This is a genomic window from Streptomyces himalayensis subsp. himalayensis (assembly GCF_013778455.1).
Lineage (GTDB): Bacteria > Actinomycetota > Actinomycetes > Streptomycetales > Streptomycetaceae > Streptomyces > Streptomyces himalayensis.
This window is the reverse complement of the sequence record NZ_JACEHE010000036.1, coordinates 30,920-49,823: the sequence shown is the minus strand read 5'-3', so window position 1 is coordinate 49,823 and position 18,904 is coordinate 30,920. Positions and strand designations below refer to the sequence as shown.

The window sequence follows — 18,904 nt, the reverse complement described above, 5'->3', positions numbered from 1 at the left end:
CTCGGTCCGGTCGGCGCGGGGCAGAAGAGCAGCAGGCCCGCGCTGCGCCGTGGCGCCGCTTCGCGTCGGCCACGGCTCAGTCCCTCGGGTCCTGGTGCAGCATGCGGATAACGGCGAGGACCCGGCGGTTGTGGTCCTCCGACACCGGTAGATCGAGCTTTCCGACCGAAGATCGCCGCCACGTGCTTCTCGACGGTGCTCGCCGACACGTGCAGCTGCTGGGCGATGGCCGCGTTCGAGCGGCCCTCGGCCATCAGCGTCAGCACGTCCCGCTCCCGGTTGGTGAGCGCCTGCAGCTCCTCGGTGCGGCGGCCCGCACCGGCCAGCTGGGTGATGACCTCCGGGTCCAGGGCGGTGCCGCCGGCCGCGACTCGCTCCAGCGCGTCTGTGAACTCGGCGACGTTGGCGACCCGCTCCTTGAGCAGATAGCCCACGCCGGCGGAGCCCTGCGCGAGCAGCCGGGCCGCGTACTTCGTCTCGATGTACTGGGAGAAGAGGAGGACACCGGTGCCGGGATGCTCGTGGCGGATGTCGATCGCCGCGCGCAGCCCGTCGTCGGTGTGCGTCGGCGGCATCCGGATGTCCACGACCGCGACATCGGGGCGGTGCTCGGTGACGGCCGCGCGCAGCGCGTCGGCGTCCGCGACCGACGCAGCGACCTCGTGGCCGCGCATCGTCAGCATCTGGGCGAGCAGTTCGCGCATCACGGCGGCGTCCTCGGCGATCACTACGCGCATGGGTGGAGCCTCGCATACGTCCCGCCGGGCAGGAGCCCGGATCCTGCGGCTTGTTCAGGCATGGAGCGGCAGCCTCACCGTAAGCGTCGTCGGACCCCCGTCGGGGCTGTGGAGGGTCAGGTCGCCGTCGACCGTGCGGGCCCGCTGCACGAGCCCGGCCAGGCCGCCGCCCTCGGCTATGTGCGCGCCGCCGCGGCCGTCGTCCCTCACGCGCATCCTCAACGTGCCGTCGCCGGTGGACAGTTCGATGCCGCAGTGGCGGGCCCCGCTGTGCTTGATGACGTTGGCGAGCAGTTCCGCCGCGCAGTAGTAGGCGAGGCTCTCGATGGCCGGGGTCGGCCGGTTGGGCACGTCCACCGACACGTCGACCGGCAGCCCGGCCCGCGCGGCGAGCGTGATCAACGCGTCGGCCAGGCCGCCGTCGAGGGCCGGCGGATGCAGGCCGCGGGAGAGGTCTCGCAGCTCGGTGAGGGTCTCCGTGGCGTTGTCGCGGGCTGTCTCGACCAGGCGGTGCAGCTCGGGCCTGTCCCGGTCGTCGAGCTGCTCGCGCACCATGTCGAGGCTCATCGCCAGCGCCGCGAGCCGGACCTGCGCGCCGTCGTGCAGGTTCCGCTCGAGCCGGCGTAGCTGCTCGGCTGCGTCGTCGACGGCGAGGGCGCGGGTCTCCTCCAGGTCCCGCACCCGCTCGGCCAGCAGGCTGGGGCCGAGCAGCGCGTGCAGCAGACGGCGGTCCACGGCGACGACGGCCCGTGTCAACCACGGCGCGATCAGCAGGATCGCGCATCCCACGGCGGCCGCGGCGAACGCGCCCTCGAGCGAGTGCACGGGAGGCTGCCCGCCGCCCGGCAGCGGGTGCAGCAGCGCCATGTCGCGCTGCCCGGCCGCCCACCGCAGCGGCGCGATGACATTGATCGCGCCGATCACCCACCACAGCACCGCGTACAGGCCGAGCGTCGCCAGCGGCAGCTTCACCAGGACGTACGCCACCGCCCGCCACGCGCTCGAGTCCCGCAACCGCGCCTCCACGCCCACGACGAGCCCGCGCCGGGCGTCTGGCCGGGGCGGCTCCTCGACCCGCTCGCCGATCAGCCCCCGGGCGAGCCGCCGCTGCAGCGCGCCCAGGCCCCGGGCGAGGGCGAGCCCCGCCACCAGGAACAGGATGCCGGGCACCGCACCGAGCACCGTCAGCGTGAACGCGGAGCCAAGCGCCAGGGCGACCACGACGATGAGGACGAAACCCACCAGCGCCGGGACGAAGGACAGCAGGCAGTACGCCGCCTGCGCCCACGTCCGCCGCGTCAGGGGCGCCGTCAGCACCGTGCGGACGGTGCGCAGTTCACGCATCGCGCCGCACCAACAGCCTTCCGCCCACCGCGAGCAGCGCCGCCGTGTACAGGCACAGGACCGCGAACCCCACCCATGGTGACAGCACGTCGTCGACGGGCACGCTCACCGAGAGCGAGTTGCCCGCGATAATCGTGGGGAAGAACTTGGCGATCGTCGTACCGGTGAACCCGGCCAGCAGCAAGGGCAGCACGAACAGGAAGCCGACCAGCGTGCCGATCGCGCTCGCCGTGTGCCGGGTGATCGCGCCGATGCCGATGCCCATGAGACCCACGAGAGCAAGGTACGTTCCGGACAGCAGCACCGCACGCAGCACGTCCGGGTCGCCGAGCGAGGGGGACGGCACGTCAGCCGCGAGCGCAGCGCGGCCCGCGAGGAACGTCGCGAACGTGACCACCTCGCCGAGGACCAGCGCGAGCCCACCGAACACCGCCACCTTCGCGGTGAGCGCGAGACGCCGGTTGGGTACCGCGGCGAGCGTCGAGCGGATGGTGCCCGACGAGTACTCGCCCGTGATCACCAGCACGCCGAGCGCTCCGATGATCAGCTGGCCGAGCGCCACCCCGGCCAGGACGTTGTTGGTCGGGTCGAAGGACGCGATCTTCTCGGCGCCGCGCGGCGCCCTGGTGTTGGCCATCGTCACGACACCCATGGTGATCATGCCGACGACCGTGAGGAGCAGCGCGTACGTCGTGGAGCGCAGGCTGCGCAGCTTGATCCACTCCATGCGAGCGGCCTGCCGCAGGCCGTAGTGCCCGCTGCGCGCGAGGGCGTACGTCGTCGCGGTCATCATCGGTTCCTCTCGGCGGTGTACGTGGCGCTGGCCTCGGTCAGCGCGAAGAACGCCTCCTCCAACGACCGGCCTGAGGCGGTGAGTTCGGCGACCGACGTGTCGGCGAGCAGCCGGCCCGAGCCGATCACGACGAGGTGGTCGGCGGTCAGCGCCATCTCGCTGATGAGGTGGCTCGACAGCAGGACCGTGCGGCCCTCGGCGGCCAGCGACCGCATCAATTCCCGGATCCAGCGCACCCCTTCCGGGTCGAGGCCGTTGACCGGCTCGTCGAACAGCAGCACCGGCGGATCGCCGAGCAGCGCCGCCGCGATGCCGAGCCGCTGCGCCATGCCCAGCGAGAACGTGCCCGCACGCTTGCCCGCGGCCGAGGCCAGGCCCACGCTCTCCAGGACCGCATCGACCCGCGCCGGGTCGATGCCGCCGCCCGCGGCGAGCGCCGCGAGGTGGCTGCGGGCGCTGCGGCCGGGGTGGAAGGTGCGGGCCTCGAGGAGAGCGCCGACCTCGCGCAGCGGCCAGCTCAGGCCGCTGTAGGCACGGCCGCCGATGGTGACGTGACCGGCGTCCGGCCGGTCGAGCCCCATGATCATGCGCATGGTGGTGGACTTGCCGGAACCGTTCGGGCCGAGGAATCCCGTCACGCTTCCGGGACGCACCCCGAAGCTCAGGTCCTCAACGGCGACCGTCCCGCCGTACCGTTTGGTGAGACCCCTGGCCTCGATCATCACGACTACCTGTTCCTGTTCGTGCGCCGGAAATTCGACGCGTCGGATGGACGGGTTCCACGCTAGGAACGGGAGACGGACGCCGGAACGAGGCTGTCCTCCGAGACCTCTGGGGGAAATCCCCCAGGCCACGGGCACGCGGGAGCGGCGCGAGCGGCGTCACATCGGCGCGGTGGCCTCGGCCTCGACGGGCTCGTGCCACGGCGCCGCCTTCAGGGCGTGGGAGGTGCCCCCTCCGCTGCCCGTCGGAGAAACCCGAGATCCAGGAGGATGTCCGCGCAGCCACGCGTACCCCGACGCCGCGGCGGGTGTCAGGACATCCCGTCGCCGTCGACGCCGTCAATGTGCAGACGGGAGCGCATGTCCAGGCGCACTCGGGGCAGCACGACCGGCTGTCGGCGCCGGCGGCTCGCCCCGCTCCCAGAGCCCCGTGACCGGTCCCACCAGCGCCTGGCCGAACCGTGGCCGATCAGGGCGGGGGTATCTTCAGCCTCCGATGAGGCAGATGTCGATGTGACGCCGATCGATAGTTGGCCTCTAGATCCGTAGTTGGCCAGCGCCCCGTTTCGACCGCCCAAGGCAGGCCCAAGCGCCTGTCGGAAGCTCAGCCGCTCGTCTTTAGTTCGGTGACCCACGTCACACCTGGCTCCTGTCAGCAATCGGGGCGCCGTCTCGTTCAAGGGGCACGCGAACGAGATGGGAGCAACGCCATGAAGCACCGCATCGTGGTCCTCGGCGCCGGATACGCCGGGGCCTTCGCCGCCGGAAACCTGGCCCGCCGGCTTTCGCCCGCCGACATCGAGATCACTGTCGTCAACGCCGTGCCCGAATTCGTCGAGCGGATGCGGCTCCACCAGCTCGCGATCGGCCAGGACCTCGCGTTCCGCAAGCTCGCCGACGTATTCGCGGGCACCGGGGTGCGGCTGCGCCTGGCGCGCGTCACCGGCGTCGACCCCGAGCGCAGGACCGTCGCCGTGACCGGCGAGGACGGTGGCGGCGAGCTCACGTACGACACGCTTCTCTACGCGCTCGGCAGCTCCGTCGCCCACCATGGCGTCCCCGGCGTGGCCGAGTACGCCTTCGATGTGACCGGCCGGTCCTCGGCGCTGCGTCTGCGCGAGCGCCTGGCCGGCCTGGGCGAGGGCGGCACCGTGCTGGTCGTCGGTGAGGGGCTGACCGGCATCGAGACCGCCACCGAGTTCGCCGAGTCCCGGCCCGAACTCTCGGTCGCGCTCGCCGCCCGCGGCGAGCTGGGCGCCTGGCTCTCCCGGAAGGCCCGCCGCCACCTGCGCCAGGCCTTCGACCGGCTCGGCATCACCGTCCACGAGCACACCGGCATCGAAGCCGTCGAGCCGGCACGGGCGATCGCCGCCGACGGCAGGTCCATCCCGGCCGACGTGACCGTGTGGTCGGCCGGGTTCGCCGTGCACCCCATCGCGGCCGCCAGCGGCCTGGAGGTCGCCGAGACCGGCCAGATCGTCGTCGACCGCACCATGCGCTCGGTCTCGCACCCGGACGTCTACGCCGCCGGTGACTGCGCCTACGCGATCGGCGAGAACGGCCGGCCGCTGCCGATGTCCTGCGCCTCGGCCGGCTTCACCAACATGCAGGCGACCGCCGCGATCATCGCGCGCCTGACGGGCAGCGAGGTCCCGACCACCGGGCTGAAGTACTACGGCAACCACATCAGCCTCGGGCGGCGGGACGCGATCTTCCAGATGGTGGACGGGGACGTCCGGTCGAAGTCCTGGTACCTGGGCGGCCGGACCGCCGCGTGGCTCAAGTCGGGCGTGCTCAAGGGGGCCGGGTGGGGCATCGCCCACCCGACCTTCGGCATGCCGAAGCGCAAGCGCCGCCTGGCCACCGCACCGGACCGGTCCGGTGTACGGGTCGCCGCATAGCCTGTTCCGCATGGACAGCGTCGCCATCGATCGATTCGAGGCCAGCCGTGGCCGGCTGGCCTCGCTCGCGTACCGGCTGCTCGGCTCGGCGGCCGACGCCGAGGACGCCGTGCAGGACGCGTTCCTGCGCTGGCAGGCCGCGGACCGGGAACGTATCGAGGTGCCGGAGGCGTGGCTGACCAAGGTCGTCACCAATCTCTGCCTCGACCGGCTCCGCTCGGCGCAGGCGCGCCACGAGCGCGCTGTCGGAGACTGGCTGCCCGAGCTGCTCCTCGAGGGCGACCCGATGCTCGGCCCTGCCGAGACCTTCGAGCAGCGCGAATCGGTGTCCTTGGCCGTACTGACCCTCATGGAGCGCCTCTCGCCCGTCGAGCGGGCCGCTTACGTCCTGCGCGAGGCCTTCTCCTACCCCCACGCCGAGATCGCCGGGATCCTCGACATCACCGAGTCGGCGAGCCAGCAGCATGTCCACCGGGCCCGACGCCGGGTCACCGCCGAGCGCCGCGGCGGCGACGAGGTGGACCCCGCGTCCGCGCGCCGGGTCGTCGAGGAGTTCCTCGCCGCGGCCACGTCGGGGCGCACCGAAAGGCTGGTGGCGCTGCTCACCGACGACGTGACGGCGGTCTCGGACGGCGCCGGACTGGCCAGGCGGCTGCTGCGGTACAAGACGCGCGAGCGCGTCGCCTCCTACGTGCGGGCCGGCTTCAAGCCCACTCCGGCGAAGCGGCGGCTGGCCGGCGGCTCACCCGCGATCCACATCGCGCTGGTCAACGGCTCCCCGGCCGTCCTCGCCGTGGTCGAGGACCGGGTCGTGGGCGCCGTGGCGTTCGAAGTCAGCGACGGCAAGGTCGCGTCCCTGCGCGGCATCGCCGCCACGGACCGGCTCGTGCGCCTCAACGAGGCCTGGCGGCAGCACGAGCCCGACGCGCCGGTCATCAACGCATGGTGACCAGAGCCACCGGAATCCAGTGACCTGAGTCGGAGCGAGGACGGCATCCTTCGACCCCGCGCCGCACAGCAGCGCGGTCTCCCGAATCAGACTCGGCCATGCAGTTCGGATCCCCGTTGGCCGACCATCGGTCGACACAGTGGCCACTACAAGTCGCGGACGGAGGCTCGTCCCGGGCAGTAGGTCACCGTCAGAAGGCACCCCTGCAGAATGCGTCGTCGCGCGCGGGAGTCCGGTAGGTCACCCCTGCCCAGCGAGGCGATGCCGGCCGCGTTCAAGGAAGCGCAGCGTCCTGCCGGGAAGGGCTAGACCCGCTGTCGTGACACCGACGTGATGAGTAACGGTCCCAAGTGAGGCCTGGACCGGGACTTTCCCTTTGGGCGCAACCGAACACGTACCTGGCGTGTCTCAGATCCCGCAATGCGCGTAAAGCGCCACACATGGGCCCAGAGCCCAAGGGGGAACCGAGTTGAGAAACATGACACGGGTAGTGCTGGCCTGCGCGATCGGTACCGGGGTGGTCGCCACCGCGGGCGGGGCCGCCCAGGCCGCTCCGGCGACGGAGGGCGGATCCAAGCCGGTGAAGACGATCGAGAAGGGCTACGCCCTGTCCTGCACCGGGCAGTCCCGAGGCGTCACCGTCGCGGTGGACCTGTACCAGAACTCCGCGTTCGGCTCGCACACCAGCCTTTCGGTCGAGACGCCGGACGGGGAGTACGGCGGCGGTTACGGACCGGAGGAAACCACGCTGTTCTCCAACGGGACGATCGCGGCCGACATCCCGGTGAGGAAGCTGGACGACACGGCCGAGCCGGCGGGAAACGCCGTCATCAGTGGCACCTATGAGGCCGTGGGGCGCCCCAAGCCTGTCCACGAGGTCATCGAGGATCCGGCGGACCACTACGTGATCAGCAAGGGCACCAACATCCAGCTCCGGACGGTAGCCACGGTGGATGTGCTCGGTGAGAGGGTCCCGCTGTCCTGCTCCACTTCCTTCGCGTTCGACCTCACGGTGTGGCGGCTGACTCCTGGTCAGAATTGAGGCAGCGGTTGCGCATGACCGGCCGCGGGTGCACGGGCGGCCGGTCACGAGCATGCTCTGCGTCTCGTGCAGCGACGCATTGATCCTTGGAGGGTCTGAATCAAGGGTTCAAGCGCGTTCGGTCCTCGCGGGGGATGAGGTGCCCAACTGGCCCCTATCCTCGTCGCACATCCCGTGTCGTGGCCGACGGCGCCCCCAGCGAGAACTTGATGTCCAGGAAGTGCTCCACCGCTCGCCACGGAGTGCGGCTCGTTCGGCTACTGGTCCCAGCGGCGCAATTCGGGTGAGGCGCTCGTACCGCGCGGCGCGGCGTGTGCCGGACCGGTCGGGTGGCGACGCGAGGGCGACGATTGGGTCGGCGACCTGGTACGTCGCCCGGTACACCAGCACGTCGGTGGCGGTCTCCATCCAGCCGTCAGTGTCCTTCGCCGGCGGGAGCGGACCGAGGACCGTGATGAACCAGGTGGGCAGCATCACCTGACTGTTGAGAGCATCGGACGAGCGGCTGCGCATCTGACCCCGCAGCCGCCGCGCGGCCTTCTGCCCGGCCTCGATGACACGGCCCTGCTCACTGCGGTTGGCGTCGTCCTCCGCGAGCTCCTCACGGGCTTTGGCTGCATCCGCCGCCAGCTTCGGCAGACTCTTGATGGCCTGGCGCGCCTTGGGGACTGCGTCCTTGAAGGCGGCGGCGGCCTGGCTGTGCTGTTTCTGCTGGGGGAGTGTGGCGGCGAGGGTCTCTGTGGCCGCGAGTACGGCCTGGCAATGAGTGTCCCGCTGCTGAACAGCGGTCTGGTGCCGGCGGATGACCGCCTCCAGTCCCTGGTGCCGCACGACGGACAGAAGGCTCGCCTCTGCGTTCAGGCCAAGTTCGACGGCGCGGACCAGGCGGCGGGTCTCTGCACTGTCGTCGTCGAAGTCGACGGTCTCGGTGTCGGGAGCTTTGCGGACGTGCCGCTCCAGCCACTCCACGCGGGTGGCCAGCTGCTTCAGCAGCCGCCGCCCGTCGTCGATGCCGCTGGGAAGGTCCCTTTCAACACTGTCGACCTTCTCGCCGAGCTCGCTCGGGTCGTAGCTCAGACGGTCCCCGCGTGCATGAACACTGCCCGGTCGCATCGGTTGCCAGCCGCGCAGTCTTTCCACGGTACGGAGCGGCGCTGACAGCGGCAGTCGGCCAGATAGAGGAGCCGTAATCGCTCGCACCAATGCGTTTGGAACGAACTCGCTGGATACTGATGTGCCCCAGCTCGAGCGCTCTGGTTGGGGCACCCTCGTCAGCAGCGCTGACATGGCCCGCTGGGGGTGTCCATCACTGGCAGCGACGGCGGACGGCCATCACCGCGCGGTGGGCCGCAGCGCGTCCGCGACGAGCTGCGCGAACGAGCCGCGGTCAGCAACTTCGTTCAGGTCACCCAGCAGGCCGAACAATGGCTGCACTCTGCATCGCAGGGGCCCACCGGGCCAGAAGGTCCATCAGATGGCTCTGTCAGTGGGAGAGTGCAGCGTTTGTCGACGGTTTTGGGTAGCACTTAGCGATCACAGGGACCCCAGAATGACGATGAGAAGTAGCAACGCTGGTTCTCCAGATGCCTTGCGAGGTTGGTCTTGGATCCGCGTCGCTGGTTTGAGGTGCGTGGCTCATTCGGGGGGCGGTGGTGGATGCCTGGTCGCTCATCTCACTCGGTTCATTCCTCCACGGCGATGTCGCCGTAGCGCCGCGCGACCTCGTGGAACGCCTCCTTGGGGCTGCACGCACCGTCGTCGGTCACCGCCACGACCCCGAAGCCGGCCTTGTCGAGGTCGAGACGAGGATCGTCGTGATGCGGGAAGTCGGGCATGGCGAAGGTGAACACGAAGCATCCGTGTACGCCCTCCGCGTCGTACTGGTCGATGAGTTCACCGAGGTAACGTGCCTGGACGGCCTCGTCGCGGGGGTGGTCGCCGCGGATGCGCGGGGGTGTGGAAAACCAGTTGACGATCCAGAAGGAACCAGCTCCCCGCTGGTCGGCTCCGGTGAAGGCACCGCACCCGAACTCGGTGATGACGACGGGCTTGTCGTGGTCGCGAACCAGGGTGCGCAGGCGGTCTGCGTAGGTGGTGTGGTTGCGGCCAGAGCGGTAGAAGCTGACGCCGACCAGGTCGAACAGCGACCAGTCGACGTGTTCCCACCCGGCCGCGGAGTAGGTGATTGGCCCGCCAAAGCGGCGCCGCGCGGTGGTCACGGCGGTGGTGAGCAGCCGGTGGAGCCGCCTGTCGATCCTGCGCCGCAGCACGCGGTGGAAACGCACAATGAGCTTCAAGCGCAGGAACGACCGAGGTCCGGGGACGATGCCGGGCACGGTGTGGGAGAACTCGCTGCCGACCAGGAGCGTCACGCGGTCCGGGTGTTCCCGGCGAAGTTCTTCGGCCGCCTCGGCGACGGCGTCCAGGTGCTCCAGCAGCTTCGGCTGAGACAGCTCGGGAACGTTGGGCCGAATGTAGACGCCGAGACCGGTCTCGAGGGCGGTGCGGGCGGCATCGATCAACCGCTTCCCCTCCCCGATGAGCATCACCGTGGTGCAGTGCAGATCCCGGGCGATGACCTCCAGGTCCCGCCGCACGTCATCGGTGCTCGCCTCGCCGACCAGGTAGGAGATGCCGCGGACGGTCAGCATGCGCTCGGCTCCTGTCGACGCAGTCGGTGGGCGGCCATGAGGAGAAGTGCGGCGACACCACCGAGCGTCGCGGCGTTGACCGCGTACTTTACCGTGCCATCGATGTCGCCGAGCGGTTCGACCAGGAAGGACAGCCCGGCGCGGACGACGAGGGCACTGCCCGCGGCGGCCAGTACGTGCCGAGGGCCCCAGCCCTGGCGGCGCGACCAGCGCAGCAGCAGCCAGCCGAGTACGACCATGGCGACGAGTCCGAGGCCTGGATCATCGCGAAAGCGAGCCGGTCGTTGAGGTCGACGTGGTCGGGATTGTCGAGATCGAGCTGACGGCCGGTGGTGCGCCGCAGCTCGGCGACGGCGTGCGCCATCGCCGACTGCATCCGCACCCCCAGCACATCCAGCTTGAGCAGGCCGAGGTCCTCGACGTTCTCTGGGGGTTCATAGGTCGTGGTGTGACGTGGCATAGCCCCGCTCGTTGGGGCTGTTGCAACGGGTCTCAGGGGGTGTGGCTCTGCGGCGGATTGTTGCGATCTAGCAGTGGAGGCTTACGTGCAAGTGCGGGCATTTCGTGTGCTGTTGCCTTCGGGTACGCGGTACTGGACTGTGGTCGACGAGAACTTCGAGGTGGTCAAGGAGGCCGATCGGTTCCTGCGAGAGATCCGGTTGGCGAGGGGACGAGCGGAGTCGACAACCAAGGCGTACGCCGAGGGAGTTGGGTTGTTTTTCCGCTGGTGCACAGCGACAAGGAGAGACTGGAGGACTGCGGCCCAAGAGATGGGGTTGTTCATGCTCTGGTTGAAGTGGACGCCAGGTCGTGGCAGCAACGCCCCTGTTGTCGTCCCAGGTCCGGGAGCGAAGCCCGTCCGAGGAGAGCTCCGCGTGAACAAGGTGCTCACTGCGGTGCGGATGTTCCTGCTCTACGCCATGGCGAACAAGATGGTGCAGGCCGAGGTGCTGGAACAGATCTACGAGGTCGGCGACACCCGCGATCTGCCCGAGGTGGCCCAAGGCGAGAGTGGTGGCATGCGGCTGCGGCTGCGTGCTCGCCACCGGGTCCAGGAGCCGGAGACGGACATCGATCGCGCCAGCGACGAGGAGGTCGTGGCGATGTTCCTGGCTTGCCGCTCGGCGCGGGATCGGTTGACGCTGCTGCTTCTTTCACGTGTCGGTTTGCGCCCGGGGCAGGCCGCGGGCCTGCGTCGCAGCGACCTGCACCTGCTGATGGACTCCAGCCCGTTGGGCTGTGACATCGAGGGCGCCCACGTCCACGTCATCCGGCGGCAGAACGAGAACGGTGCCTGGTCGAAGTCGAAGCAGGCATGGGCGATGCCGGTGGACTTCCTGGTGGTTCAGGCTTTCGACCAGTACGCGCTGGAACGTCATGAGCAACTGCCCTCCTGCGACAGCGACTTCCTGCTGGTCAACCTCTTCCGGCCGCCCTACGGCAGGCCGGTGACGACGGACGCGATCGGCGAGCTCTGCGAGTCGTTGTCCCGCAGAGCAGGGCTGGGTCGGATGATCACGCCGCGGATGTGTCGCCACGCGATGGCCAGCAATGTTGCGGATGCCGGCGGTCGCCTGGATGAGATCCAGGTCCTGCTCGGCCAGAAGAACCCGAACTCACCCAGGCCCTATCTGCATCCCAGCCGCACCCGCTTGCGGGAAGCCATCGAGCGGGTTCCATCGCCCCGTCTGCAGTTCGGGGGCGAGCAGTGAGCCTTCGCCACGCTGTCCTTCCCGTCCCTCCGATGCAGGAGAGCGACGACCCTCTGCAGAAGGCCATCAGCTCCGACTTCCTGAAGCTCATGCAGTGGGATCCGCAGGTCCGGCTGCTGTTCACGCCACGTGATCACCCTCAGTTCAGTGCGCCTGACTGCCTGGTCGAGGGCTGCGACAAGATGGTCTATTACGCCTACCAGCAGGGGCTTTGCGTCGGCTGCAACATTCGGTGGAAGGCGAGCGGCCAGAGCATCGAGGAGTTCGCCGCGACGGCGAAGCGCTTGTGGCGGGCCATCGGCGAAATCAGCTGCGACGTTCCCCGGTGCGCTCGGCCGGGAGCGGGCCGGAACCGTCCACTCTGCGTCAGACACCTCCAGCAGCAGCAGAGGATCTACAAGATCCCGATCGAGGAGTTCGTACGGCATCCCGACGTCGTCCCGTTGGAGGCGCTCGGTCCATGCGAAGTTGCGGCCTGCTATCGCCAGCAGCAGGGCCCGACCGGCCTCTGCCACCCTCACGCCCAGCGTCGCTCGGCCCACATCCGCAAGGGAATGCCGATCGACGAGGAGCACTGGCGCAAGACGCAGAACGCGATCTCTCAGAACGGAGTGATCAGTCTTCGCGGCCTGCCCGATCGGGTGGTGAACGAGATCCTCTACGGCCTTCAGGAGCGCGTCCGCGAGGGGGTGATGCAGAAGGACTACATCCTGCGGCCGTTCTGCGACAAGGCCCGCTCGCAGCTGGTCGCCACGCTCAACGATCTCGACCTGGACCAGCTCAATCACGACGTGAGGAGCACTGCCACCGGCATCCTCAAGCACCTCAACCGCTTCGGCCTGACCCCGGAGACCGAGCGGCACAAGGACATCTGGTCGGGCTACGCGTTCGGCCTGGACGGGCAGTTCTACTTCGACAAGATCACACAGCCGTGGCTGCGTGAAGCCGCGAAATCCTGGGCACTGGACGACATCCCGCAGCGACGCGGCTCAAACGCCCGCACGACCGTCCAGTCACACCTCAACTCCATCGCCCTGCTCTCCGACAGCCTGCGCTTGAACCGGCCGGATCACGGCGACGACATTCGTGCTGTTGCCCGCAACGACGTGAGCATCTTCCTCAACCGCCTGCTGTTCCTCAAGGAACAGGGCGAATTGGGTGCTCACAAGCACGTGAACGCGGTCCGCTACGTCAGGCGGATCTTGGGCAGGATGCGCACCCTCGGCCTAACGAAAGCCGGGCAACCGCTGCACGGACTCTGCGAGACCTTCAGCCTGCACCCCGAGGACGTCCCTGACGACCCGGAAGACAACGAAGCCGGCCGCGACCTGCCGGACGAGGTGATGACTCAGCTCTGTCAGCACCTCGATCGTCTTGAGTCCACGGGCAGTCCCGAGATCCGCACCGCAAGTGAACTGATCATGGACACCGGGCGTCGGCCGGCGGAGATCTGCAAGCTGCCCTACGACTGCCTGGAACGGGACGAGGACGGCAAACTCACGCTGGTCTACGACAACCACAAATCGGCCCGGAAGGCCCGGCGTCTGCCGATCGGCGGGGAGACCGGCGCTTTGATCATTGCCCAGCAGGAACGGGTGCGGGCACGGTTTCCCAACACCCCGACGAGTTCGCTCAAGCTGCTACCCACCGTCTTGACCAACGCGACGGGCACCAAGCCGATCAGCCCCGACTGGCTCGCTACCCGTCACCGGGCCTGGGTGGAGTCCTTGCCGGAGTTCCTCGTCCCGACGAGGGTCACCGTCGCCGGGCACCAGGTCACCAAGATGCTGCCGTTCGACAAGGCGAAGATCTTCCCCTACGCCTACCGGCACACTTACGCCCAGCGGCATGCAGATGCCGGCGTCGCCCCAGACGCCTTGCAGTCTCTGATGGACCATCGTCAACTGATGACCACTCAGCAGTACTACCGGGTCGGTGAGGCCCGGAAGCGCGAGGCCGTCGAGCGGGTCACCGCAATGCAGTTCGACCGGAACGGCAACCGGGTCTGGCGCAAGGCCCAGGCCCTGCTCGACTCCGAGCACGCCCGCCGGGCCATCGGCGAGGTCCAGGTCCCCTACGGGCTTTGCACCGAACCCGCCAACGTCCAAGCAGGCGGACACGACTGTCCCGTCCGATTCCGCTGCGTCGGCTGCGATCACTTCCGCACGGACGTCTCCTACCTCCCCGACCTGGAGGCATACCTCGCCGACCTCCTGCGCGGACGCGAACGCCTCGCCGCATTCGCCGCCGATTCGTGGGCGAAGGCCGAGGCCATGCCCTCCGACGAGGAGATCGCCCGAGTCCGGCGCCTGGTCAAACGCGTCCGGGATGACCTCGGGGACCTCACCGAGGAGGACCGAATCCAGATCAAGGAAGCCGTCACCGTGGTTCGTCGCACCCGCCGCGTCGTCTCGCTCGGCCTGCCCCAGGTCAGACCAAACCTGGACCTTCGCCCCGAAAGGCCCGCAAATTGACGAACTCCATGATCGAGGGCAAACGCGCCGACTCGGCCCGCCGTCGCGAACGAGTCCTGAAAGCGATCGACGCGGCGGCCAAGAGCGGCGGGGATATCACCGTCTCCGGTCTCGCCAGAGCCGCACGTGTTGATCGCACGTTCCTCTATCGCCACCGCGACCTGCTCGAACGAGTTCATGCTGCCGCCAACACCCCTGTCGAAGAAGGCCGGGTCACCGCGGTCAGCCGGGCCTCGCTGCAAGCCGACCTTACGAACGCTCTGGAACGCAACAAGCGTCTCACCGCACGAGTCCGTCAGCTGGAGAATCGTCTGTCCTCCCAGCTCGGTGACGCCGTCTGGGCCGAATCTGGTCTTGGCGCACCCGCCGACATCGACCAACTCCAACGTCGCATCGCACTCCTCGAGCAAGAGGTTGCTGCAAAGCAAGGCGAACTCGAAGAGCGGACCGAAGAGCTGGAAGCAGCGCGGGCAGCAAACCGGGAGTTGACCCGGGCCCTGAACCACCGGCTTTGATCAGCACAGGGGTCGATCCCAGCGTTCAGGTCACCGCACCGCGGTTCTCGGCGGCCTACGGCCGCCGAGAACCGAACCACGTCGTCAGGTCAATGGCGAATCACCCGATCAAGCGCTAGCAACACAGGTGTCGTGATGCATAAGCTCAGCTACCAAGTCGTTGAGCTGCATCGATACGAGACTGACATCGCTGCACCCGCTCCGACCCCCAGAGAATCGACGTCTTCCTTGTCGGCCTGCACCATCGGGTAGCCGGCCGGGGTCGGCTGTACCGGTAGCCGGTCCAGTAGCGACGCGTTCGACAGGATCACTCCGCAGGGGTGCATGGCGTAGCCGCGGGGGAGCGCGTCCAGGCCCTCGGCGAGCTCCCACAGCGGCCCGAACTCCTTCGCCCGGGCGGCAAGTTGCCGCAGCTCCGGCAGTTCGACCAGGGCGGCGCGGATGTCTCGCGCCGGCAGGTGCGGGAACGATTTGGCGATCTCGCCCACGACTTGCGGCGGGAGCTCGAGGGCGAGGCCGGTGTCGCGCAGTTCCCTATTGAATCGGCATTATCAAGAGATGAGTGCCGCAACGACCGTCAGCCGAATGGCGATAGCGGCGCTACTGCGCCGAGGCGGCGGAAGTGGGTGGGCTACCTGGTCTTGAACCGGTCCGGACGCACGAAGTCCAGGCCTTCGATGGTCTGTTTGCCGAGCGCCTCGTGTGCGGCGATGTGGCCGTAGCCGGTGGCCATCTTGAAGCCCTTTCCGGAGAATCCGGTGGCGCAGTAGACCCTGCTGTTCTCGTCCAGCCAGCCGAGGAGGGGATGCCTGTCCTCGGTGAAGAGGTCGGGGAAGGCGTCGGAGCGCGCGATGGTGGGGATCAGGCCGGGGAAGAATTCGGTGACGATCTCGGTGACCTTTTCGATTTCTTCCCGGGTGAGTTCCCTGGGCACGGCGTCCGGGTCGGGGGTTGCCCTTACGCGCCCGGCCAGCGGTCCGTCCACCGATGCCTTGACCGTCACGCCGTCGACGGCGGGTGCGCCGTACATGGAGCGATCCTCGTACCACCGGCTGAAGGCGGGGAAGTTCTCCGGCGAGAACTGCGTGCCGTCCTGGGCGATGAACCAGGTCAGGACGATCCGATGGGTTTCCGTGACGGCCTTGAGGTGGTCGGGCATGAGCCTTCGGGACCAGCCGCCCGAGGCGACGATGACCTTCTCGAACGTCCAGGTTCTGTCGCCCGAGGCGACGACCACGCCGTGGTCGGTTTCGGTGATGCTGTCCACGGGTGTGTTCTGAAGGACGGTGGCGCCGTTCGCCTGGGCCGCCGAGACGGCGGCGCTGACGGCGCGGTCGGTGCGCAGAACGCCGGCGCGGGGGTCGTAGACGGCGCAGTCGTCGGGGCGGAGGTTGTGCTGGGGGTAGCGTTCGGCCATGTCCTCCCGGCTGAGGACGTGGTGCTCGGCTCCGGTGATGCGTGTCGCCTTGAGGAGGCTGTTGATGTAGCTGCCGTTCGCGGTCCCGATGGACAGGCCCCCGGTAGTGGTGAGGATGTCCTGCCCGGTTTCCGCTTCGAGCTCGGCCCACAGGCCGCGGGAGCGTTCGATGATGGGGTAGTACTCGGGCCTGCCGAGGTAGATCATGCGGAACAGGCGGGTGTCTCCGCCCACGGCACTGCGGCCGTGGGCGGGGGTGGCGGCCTCGAAGCCCACTACCGAGTCGGACAACCGGGAGGCCTGCCACATGGCCATGCTTCCGATGCTGCCCAGGCCGATGACTGCGAGTTGTGCGTCCATGAGAAAGCAGTTCCTTTTCGTTACTCGTGAAGTCCGGCGAGCCTGCTGCCGAATCTGGCCAGGAGTGAGGTCTTGCTGGAGCCCCTGCGCTCTTCCCACTGGTCGGCAATACCGAAGAGCCGGTACATGGCGTGAACGCCCAGCCAGCGGATGGGTTCCGGTTCCCACTTCCGTGCCCGGTAGCCGACCCAGGGAAGGGTGGTCCGTTCGGTTTCCTGCTCGAAGGCGAGCTCCACGAGAGTCCTGCCGCCGACGTAGGCCGACGTGACGCCGTGTCCCGCGTAGCCGGTGGACGATCCGATCCCCGATGCCGGGTTCCAGTGCACCCCGCCGTTCCAGTCACGCGTGACGCCCAGGACTCCCGACCAGGCGTGGTCCACCTCGAAGGGGATCGCCGGGAAGAAGGAACTGAGCTTCTGCGAGATCAGGTCAATGGTGGACTGGGCGGTTGCGCCGGCTCCCCCTGTGCCGGACCCGAAGCGGTAGGGGACACCGCGGCCCCCCATGGCGATACGGCCGTCCGATGTCCGTTGGGCGTAGATGAACGTGTGCGCGGAGTCGCTGAGGCACTGCAGCCCGTCCCAGCCGATCTCCTGCCAGGCCTCCTCCGACAGAGGCTTGGTCACGATCAACGAGGAATTGACCGGGATCAGTGTCCTGCTGCCAAGCAACTGTCCCGAATAACCCTCGGTGCAGATGAACGTCTTGGCCGCGGTGACACGTCCGTTGGCCAAGGTGAGGGTCCTACCCGCGACACTGTCCACCCGGCTGCCCTCGAAGATCCTGACCCCCATGGACGTCAGGGTGTCGGCGAGGCCGTAGACGAGCTTCGCGGGGTGGAACCGCGCGCAGTGCTTGTAGAAGAGCCCACCGTGAACGGTGGAGATGTTGATCCGGCTCCGGAACTCCTCCCGGCCGAGCATATGGACCTCGTCGTCGGTCAGCCCGTACTTCAGGTCCGCATCACGCCTGGCAACAAGCCGACCCAGCCCCGCCTCCGTGTGGGCGGCGACGAGCGCGCCGCCCTTGTGCTGATCGGCGTCGATACCTTCGGCCTGGAGGATGTCCAGGACCGCGTCGACGCCGGCGACGAACTCCTGCTGCAGTGCCCGGCTCGCCTCCAGCCCTCCCCCGGCGCGGGCGAACGTGGCACGGTTTCCCGGAGGCATCGCCGAGAGCCAGCCGCCGTTGCGTCCTGATGCGCCGTAGCCCACCTGTTCGGCCTCGAAGACGGCGACCGAGAGCGACGGTTCGAGCTTCTTGGCGAAGTACGCCGCCCAGAGGCCGGTGTAGCCGCCGCCGACAATGGCCACGTCGACGGAGTCCTGGCCGGTGAAGCGGGGGAACGAGGGCCTCTTGTCGGCCAGTTGGGCCACCCAGAAGCCGAGCTCTCCGTTTCGGGGTGGTGCCGCAAGGGCGTTCATGGTGTGTCCTTCATCTGTCTCTGGGAACCGCGTGGGCTGCTGCTGGAAGGCGGTGTGGCCGCCGTCGACGGGGTGCGTTGCCCCGGTGATGTACGAGGACTCCGACGACGCGAGGAACAGGACGGCGTCGGCGATCTCCTCGGGAGTGGCGAGGCGCCGGAGCGGGATCTGCCCCTCACGCTCACGGCGGGTGGCCTCCGGGTCGTACCTGCGCCGGAAGGACGCCTCGACGACTCGGCCGACGCTGTCTTGGATCGCGTCGGCCAGCAGGATCCGCACCGGGGTGTCGATCGTGCTGGCCGAGTGCGTCGAGTGCGTCTTGAAGCCGGGCCGCCGCCGCACTGCTCATGATTGGCCCGCCGCTACACAGCGGTGCAGATGACCTGGATCTCGACAGGGGTGTTGAGAGGCAGTCCGGCGACACCGATCGCGGTGCGGGCGTGGCGTCCGTTCTCACCCAGTACCTCGATGAGCAGTTCACTGGCCGCGTTGGCGACCTGCGACTGCTCACCGAAGTCCGGCGTGCTGGCCACGAAGACCAGCATCTGCACGATCCGGACCCGGTCCAGATCGCCCACCGCCTGCACAGCGGCAGCGAGCGCGTTGAGCGCCGCATGGCGCGCGAGCTCCTGCGCGGTCTCCAGCTCCACGTCCCGGCCGACAACGCCCTGACCCAGCAGCTCGCCGTCCTTGAACGGGAGTTGGCCGGAGAGGTGGATGGTGGAGCCCACCGCCCGGTGGGGCACGAGGTACGTGGTGCCGGCGAGGACGGGTAGCTTCAGCCCTAGGGCCTGGAGCCTTTCTGAAGCCGAGTCACCCTCGACCGTTTGAGGCAGGGGCTGACTCATGCCGCCACCGCCTTG

Annotated in this window: 14 protein-coding genes and 4 pseudogenes; 6 read left to right on the top strand and 12 right to left on the bottom strand. The window is 68.6% G+C overall.

The features are described from left to right. Window positions 1–76: 76 nt before the first annotated feature. The 4 genes and pseudogenes from H1D24_RS35810 to H1D24_RS35795 form a co-directional block, all read right to left on the bottom strand. A pseudogene (locus H1D24_RS35810) lies at window positions 77–737 on the bottom strand (response regulator). 54 nt (window positions 738–791) lie between these two features. Then, entirely contained in the window at window positions 792–2,081 is a 1,290-nt protein-coding gene (locus tag H1D24_RS35805; RefSeq protein ID WP_181661897.1) for a sensor histidine kinase, read from the bottom strand. Continuing rightward, the gene (locus H1D24_RS35800) at window positions 2,074–2,871 is read right to left on the bottom strand and encodes an ABC transporter permease (RefSeq protein ID WP_181661896.1); all 798 of its coding nucleotides are present in this window, start codon (window positions 2,869–2,871) and stop codon (window positions 2,074–2,076) included. Before H1D24_RS35800 ends, H1D24_RS35805 begins: the two co-directional genes overlap by 8 nt. Window positions 2,872–2,945: 74 nt before the next feature. Next, window positions 2,946–3,596, bottom strand: a pseudogene (locus tag H1D24_RS35795) (ABC transporter ATP-binding protein); the annotation flags it as partial. A gap of 710 nt (window positions 3,597–4,306) precedes the next feature. On the opposite strand from H1D24_RS35795, the gene H1D24_RS35790 reads away from it, so the two are divergent. The 3 genes from H1D24_RS35790 (at window position 4,307) to H1D24_RS35780 (ending at window position 7,488) form a co-directional block, all read left to right on the top strand. Further along, on the top strand, window positions 4,307–5,497 hold the full coding sequence (locus H1D24_RS35790) for an NAD(P)/FAD-dependent oxidoreductase (RefSeq protein ID WP_181661894.1): 1,191 nt from the start codon (window positions 4,307–4,309) through the stop codon (window positions 5,495–5,497). Window positions 5,498–5,507: 10 nt separating this feature from the next. After that, complete coding sequence (locus H1D24_RS35785) at window positions 5,508–6,446, top strand: sigma-70 family RNA polymerase sigma factor (protein ID WP_181661893.1); 939 nt, start codon at window positions 5,508–5,510, stop codon at window positions 6,444–6,446. A gap of 478 nt (window positions 6,447–6,924) precedes the next feature. Next, complete coding sequence (locus tag H1D24_RS35780) at window positions 6,925–7,488, top strand: hypothetical protein (RefSeq protein ID WP_181661892.1); 564 nt, start codon at window positions 6,925–6,927, stop codon at window positions 7,486–7,488. Between the two features lie 108 nt (window positions 7,489–7,596). Here H1D24_RS35780 and H1D24_RS43115 read toward each other — a convergent pair whose 3' ends face one another. From H1D24_RS43115 to H1D24_RS44265, 4 genes and pseudogenes are all read right to left on the bottom strand, one after another. Next, complete coding sequence (locus H1D24_RS43115; RefSeq protein ID WP_258564584.1) at window positions 7,597–8,628, bottom strand: hypothetical protein; 1,032 nt, start codon at window positions 8,626–8,628, stop codon at window positions 7,597–7,599. Between the two features lie 542 nt (window positions 8,629–9,170). Next, window positions 9,171–10,139 (bottom strand): glycoside hydrolase family 113, encoded by a 969-nt coding sequence (locus H1D24_RS35770; protein ID WP_181661891.1) that lies wholly within the window; start codon window positions 10,137–10,139, stop codon window positions 9,171–9,173. Beyond that, window positions 10,133–10,378, bottom strand: coding sequence for a hypothetical protein (locus H1D24_RS35765; protein WP_181661917.1), 246 nt, complete (start codon window positions 10,376–10,378; stop codon window positions 10,133–10,135). The genes H1D24_RS35770 and H1D24_RS35765 overlap by 7 nt, the downstream gene beginning before the upstream one ends. Before the next feature lie 5 nt (window positions 10,379–10,383). Continuing rightward, a pseudogene (locus H1D24_RS44265) lies at window positions 10,384–10,614 on the bottom strand (hypothetical protein); the annotation flags it as partial. 400 nt (window positions 10,615–11,014) lie between these two features. Between H1D24_RS44265 and H1D24_RS43110 the strand changes: the two are divergent. The 3 genes from H1D24_RS43110 to H1D24_RS35750 are packed head-to-tail and all read left to right on the top strand — an operon-like array spanning window position 11,015 to window position 14,840. Next, the gene (locus tag H1D24_RS43110; protein ID WP_309484572.1) at window positions 11,015–11,851 is read left to right on the top strand and encodes a tyrosine-type recombinase/integrase; all 837 of its coding nucleotides are present in this window, start codon (window positions 11,015–11,017) and stop codon (window positions 11,849–11,851) included. A 32-nt stretch (window positions 11,852–11,883) separates the two neighbouring features. Beyond that, window positions 11,884–14,325 carry a tyrosine-type recombinase/integrase gene (locus H1D24_RS41895; protein WP_220137614.1) on the top strand — a complete coding sequence of 814 codons (2,442 nt, stop codon included), beginning with the start codon at window positions 11,884–11,886 and terminating at the stop codon, window positions 14,323–14,325. An 8-nt stretch (window positions 14,326–14,333) separates the two neighbouring features. After that, the gene (locus tag H1D24_RS35750) at window positions 14,334–14,840 is read left to right on the top strand and encodes a DUF6262 family protein (RefSeq protein WP_181661890.1); all 507 of its coding nucleotides are present in this window, start codon (window positions 14,334–14,336) and stop codon (window positions 14,838–14,840) included. A gap of 203 nt (window positions 14,841–15,043) precedes the next feature. On the opposite strand, the pseudogene H1D24_RS35745 reads toward H1D24_RS35750, so the two are convergent. The 4 genes and pseudogenes from H1D24_RS35745 to H1D24_RS35730 all read right to left on the bottom strand — a co-directional run. Further along, window positions 15,044–15,385, bottom strand: a pseudogene (locus H1D24_RS35745) (DNA polymerase III subunit alpha); the annotation flags it as partial. An 86-nt stretch (window positions 15,386–15,471) separates the two neighbouring features. Continuing rightward, on the bottom strand, window positions 15,472–16,617 hold the full coding sequence (gene solA / locus H1D24_RS35740; protein WP_181661889.1) for an N-methyl-L-tryptophan oxidase: 1,146 nt from the start codon (window positions 16,615–16,617) through the stop codon (window positions 15,472–15,474). 20 nt (window positions 16,618–16,637) lie between these two features. Beyond that, a complete protein-coding gene (locus H1D24_RS35735; RefSeq protein WP_181661888.1) occupies window positions 16,638–18,383 on the bottom strand; it encodes an FAD-binding oxidoreductase in 1,746 nt (581 codons plus the stop codon). Window positions 18,384–18,403: 20 nt separating this feature from the next. Further along, window positions 18,404–18,889: a RidA family protein gene (locus tag H1D24_RS35730; protein WP_181661887.1), complete on the bottom strand. Its 486-nt coding sequence runs from the start codon at window positions 18,887–18,889 to the stop codon at window positions 18,404–18,406. Between the last annotated feature and the right edge of the window lie 15 nt (window positions 18,890–18,904).

Bases quoted from the DNA above. Each gene is read 5' to 3' on its own strand.
- H1D24_RS35805 (WP_181661897.1), bottom strand. From the start codon at position 2,081: ATGCGTGAACTGCGCACCGTCCGCACGGTGCTGACGGCGCCCCTGACG.
- H1D24_RS35800 (WP_181661896.1), bottom strand. From the start codon at position 2,871: ATGACCGCGACGACGTACGCCCTCGCGCGCAGCGGGCACTACGGCCTG.
- H1D24_RS35790 (WP_181661894.1), top strand. From the start codon at position 4,307: ATGAAGCACCGCATCGTGGTCCTCGGCGCCGGATACGCCGGGGCCTTC.
- H1D24_RS35785 (WP_181661893.1), top strand. From the start codon at position 5,508: ATGGACAGCGTCGCCATCGATCGATTCGAGGCCAGCCGTGGCCGGCTG.
- H1D24_RS35780 (WP_181661892.1), top strand. From the start codon at position 6,925: ATGACACGGGTAGTGCTGGCCTGCGCGATCGGTACCGGGGTGGTCGCC.
- H1D24_RS35770 (WP_181661891.1), bottom strand. From the start codon at position 10,139: ATGCTGACCGTCCGCGGCATCTCCTACCTGGTCGGCGAGGCGAGCACC.
- H1D24_RS35765 (WP_181661917.1), bottom strand. From the start codon at position 10,378: ATGGTCGTACTCGGCTGGCTGCTGCTGCGCTGGTCGCGCCGCCAGGGC.
- H1D24_RS41895 (WP_220137614.1), top strand. From the start codon at position 11,884: ATGCAGGAGAGCGACGACCCTCTGCAGAAGGCCATCAGCTCCGACTTC.
- H1D24_RS35750 (WP_181661890.1), top strand. From the start codon at position 14,334: ATGATCGAGGGCAAACGCGCCGACTCGGCCCGCCGTCGCGAACGAGTC.
- solA (WP_181661889.1), bottom strand. From the start codon at position 16,617: ATGGACGCACAACTCGCAGTCATCGGCCTGGGCAGCATCGGAAGCATG.
- H1D24_RS35730 (WP_181661887.1), bottom strand. From the start codon at position 18,889: ATGAGTCAGCCCCTGCCTCAAACGGTCGAGGGTGACTCGGCTTCAGAA.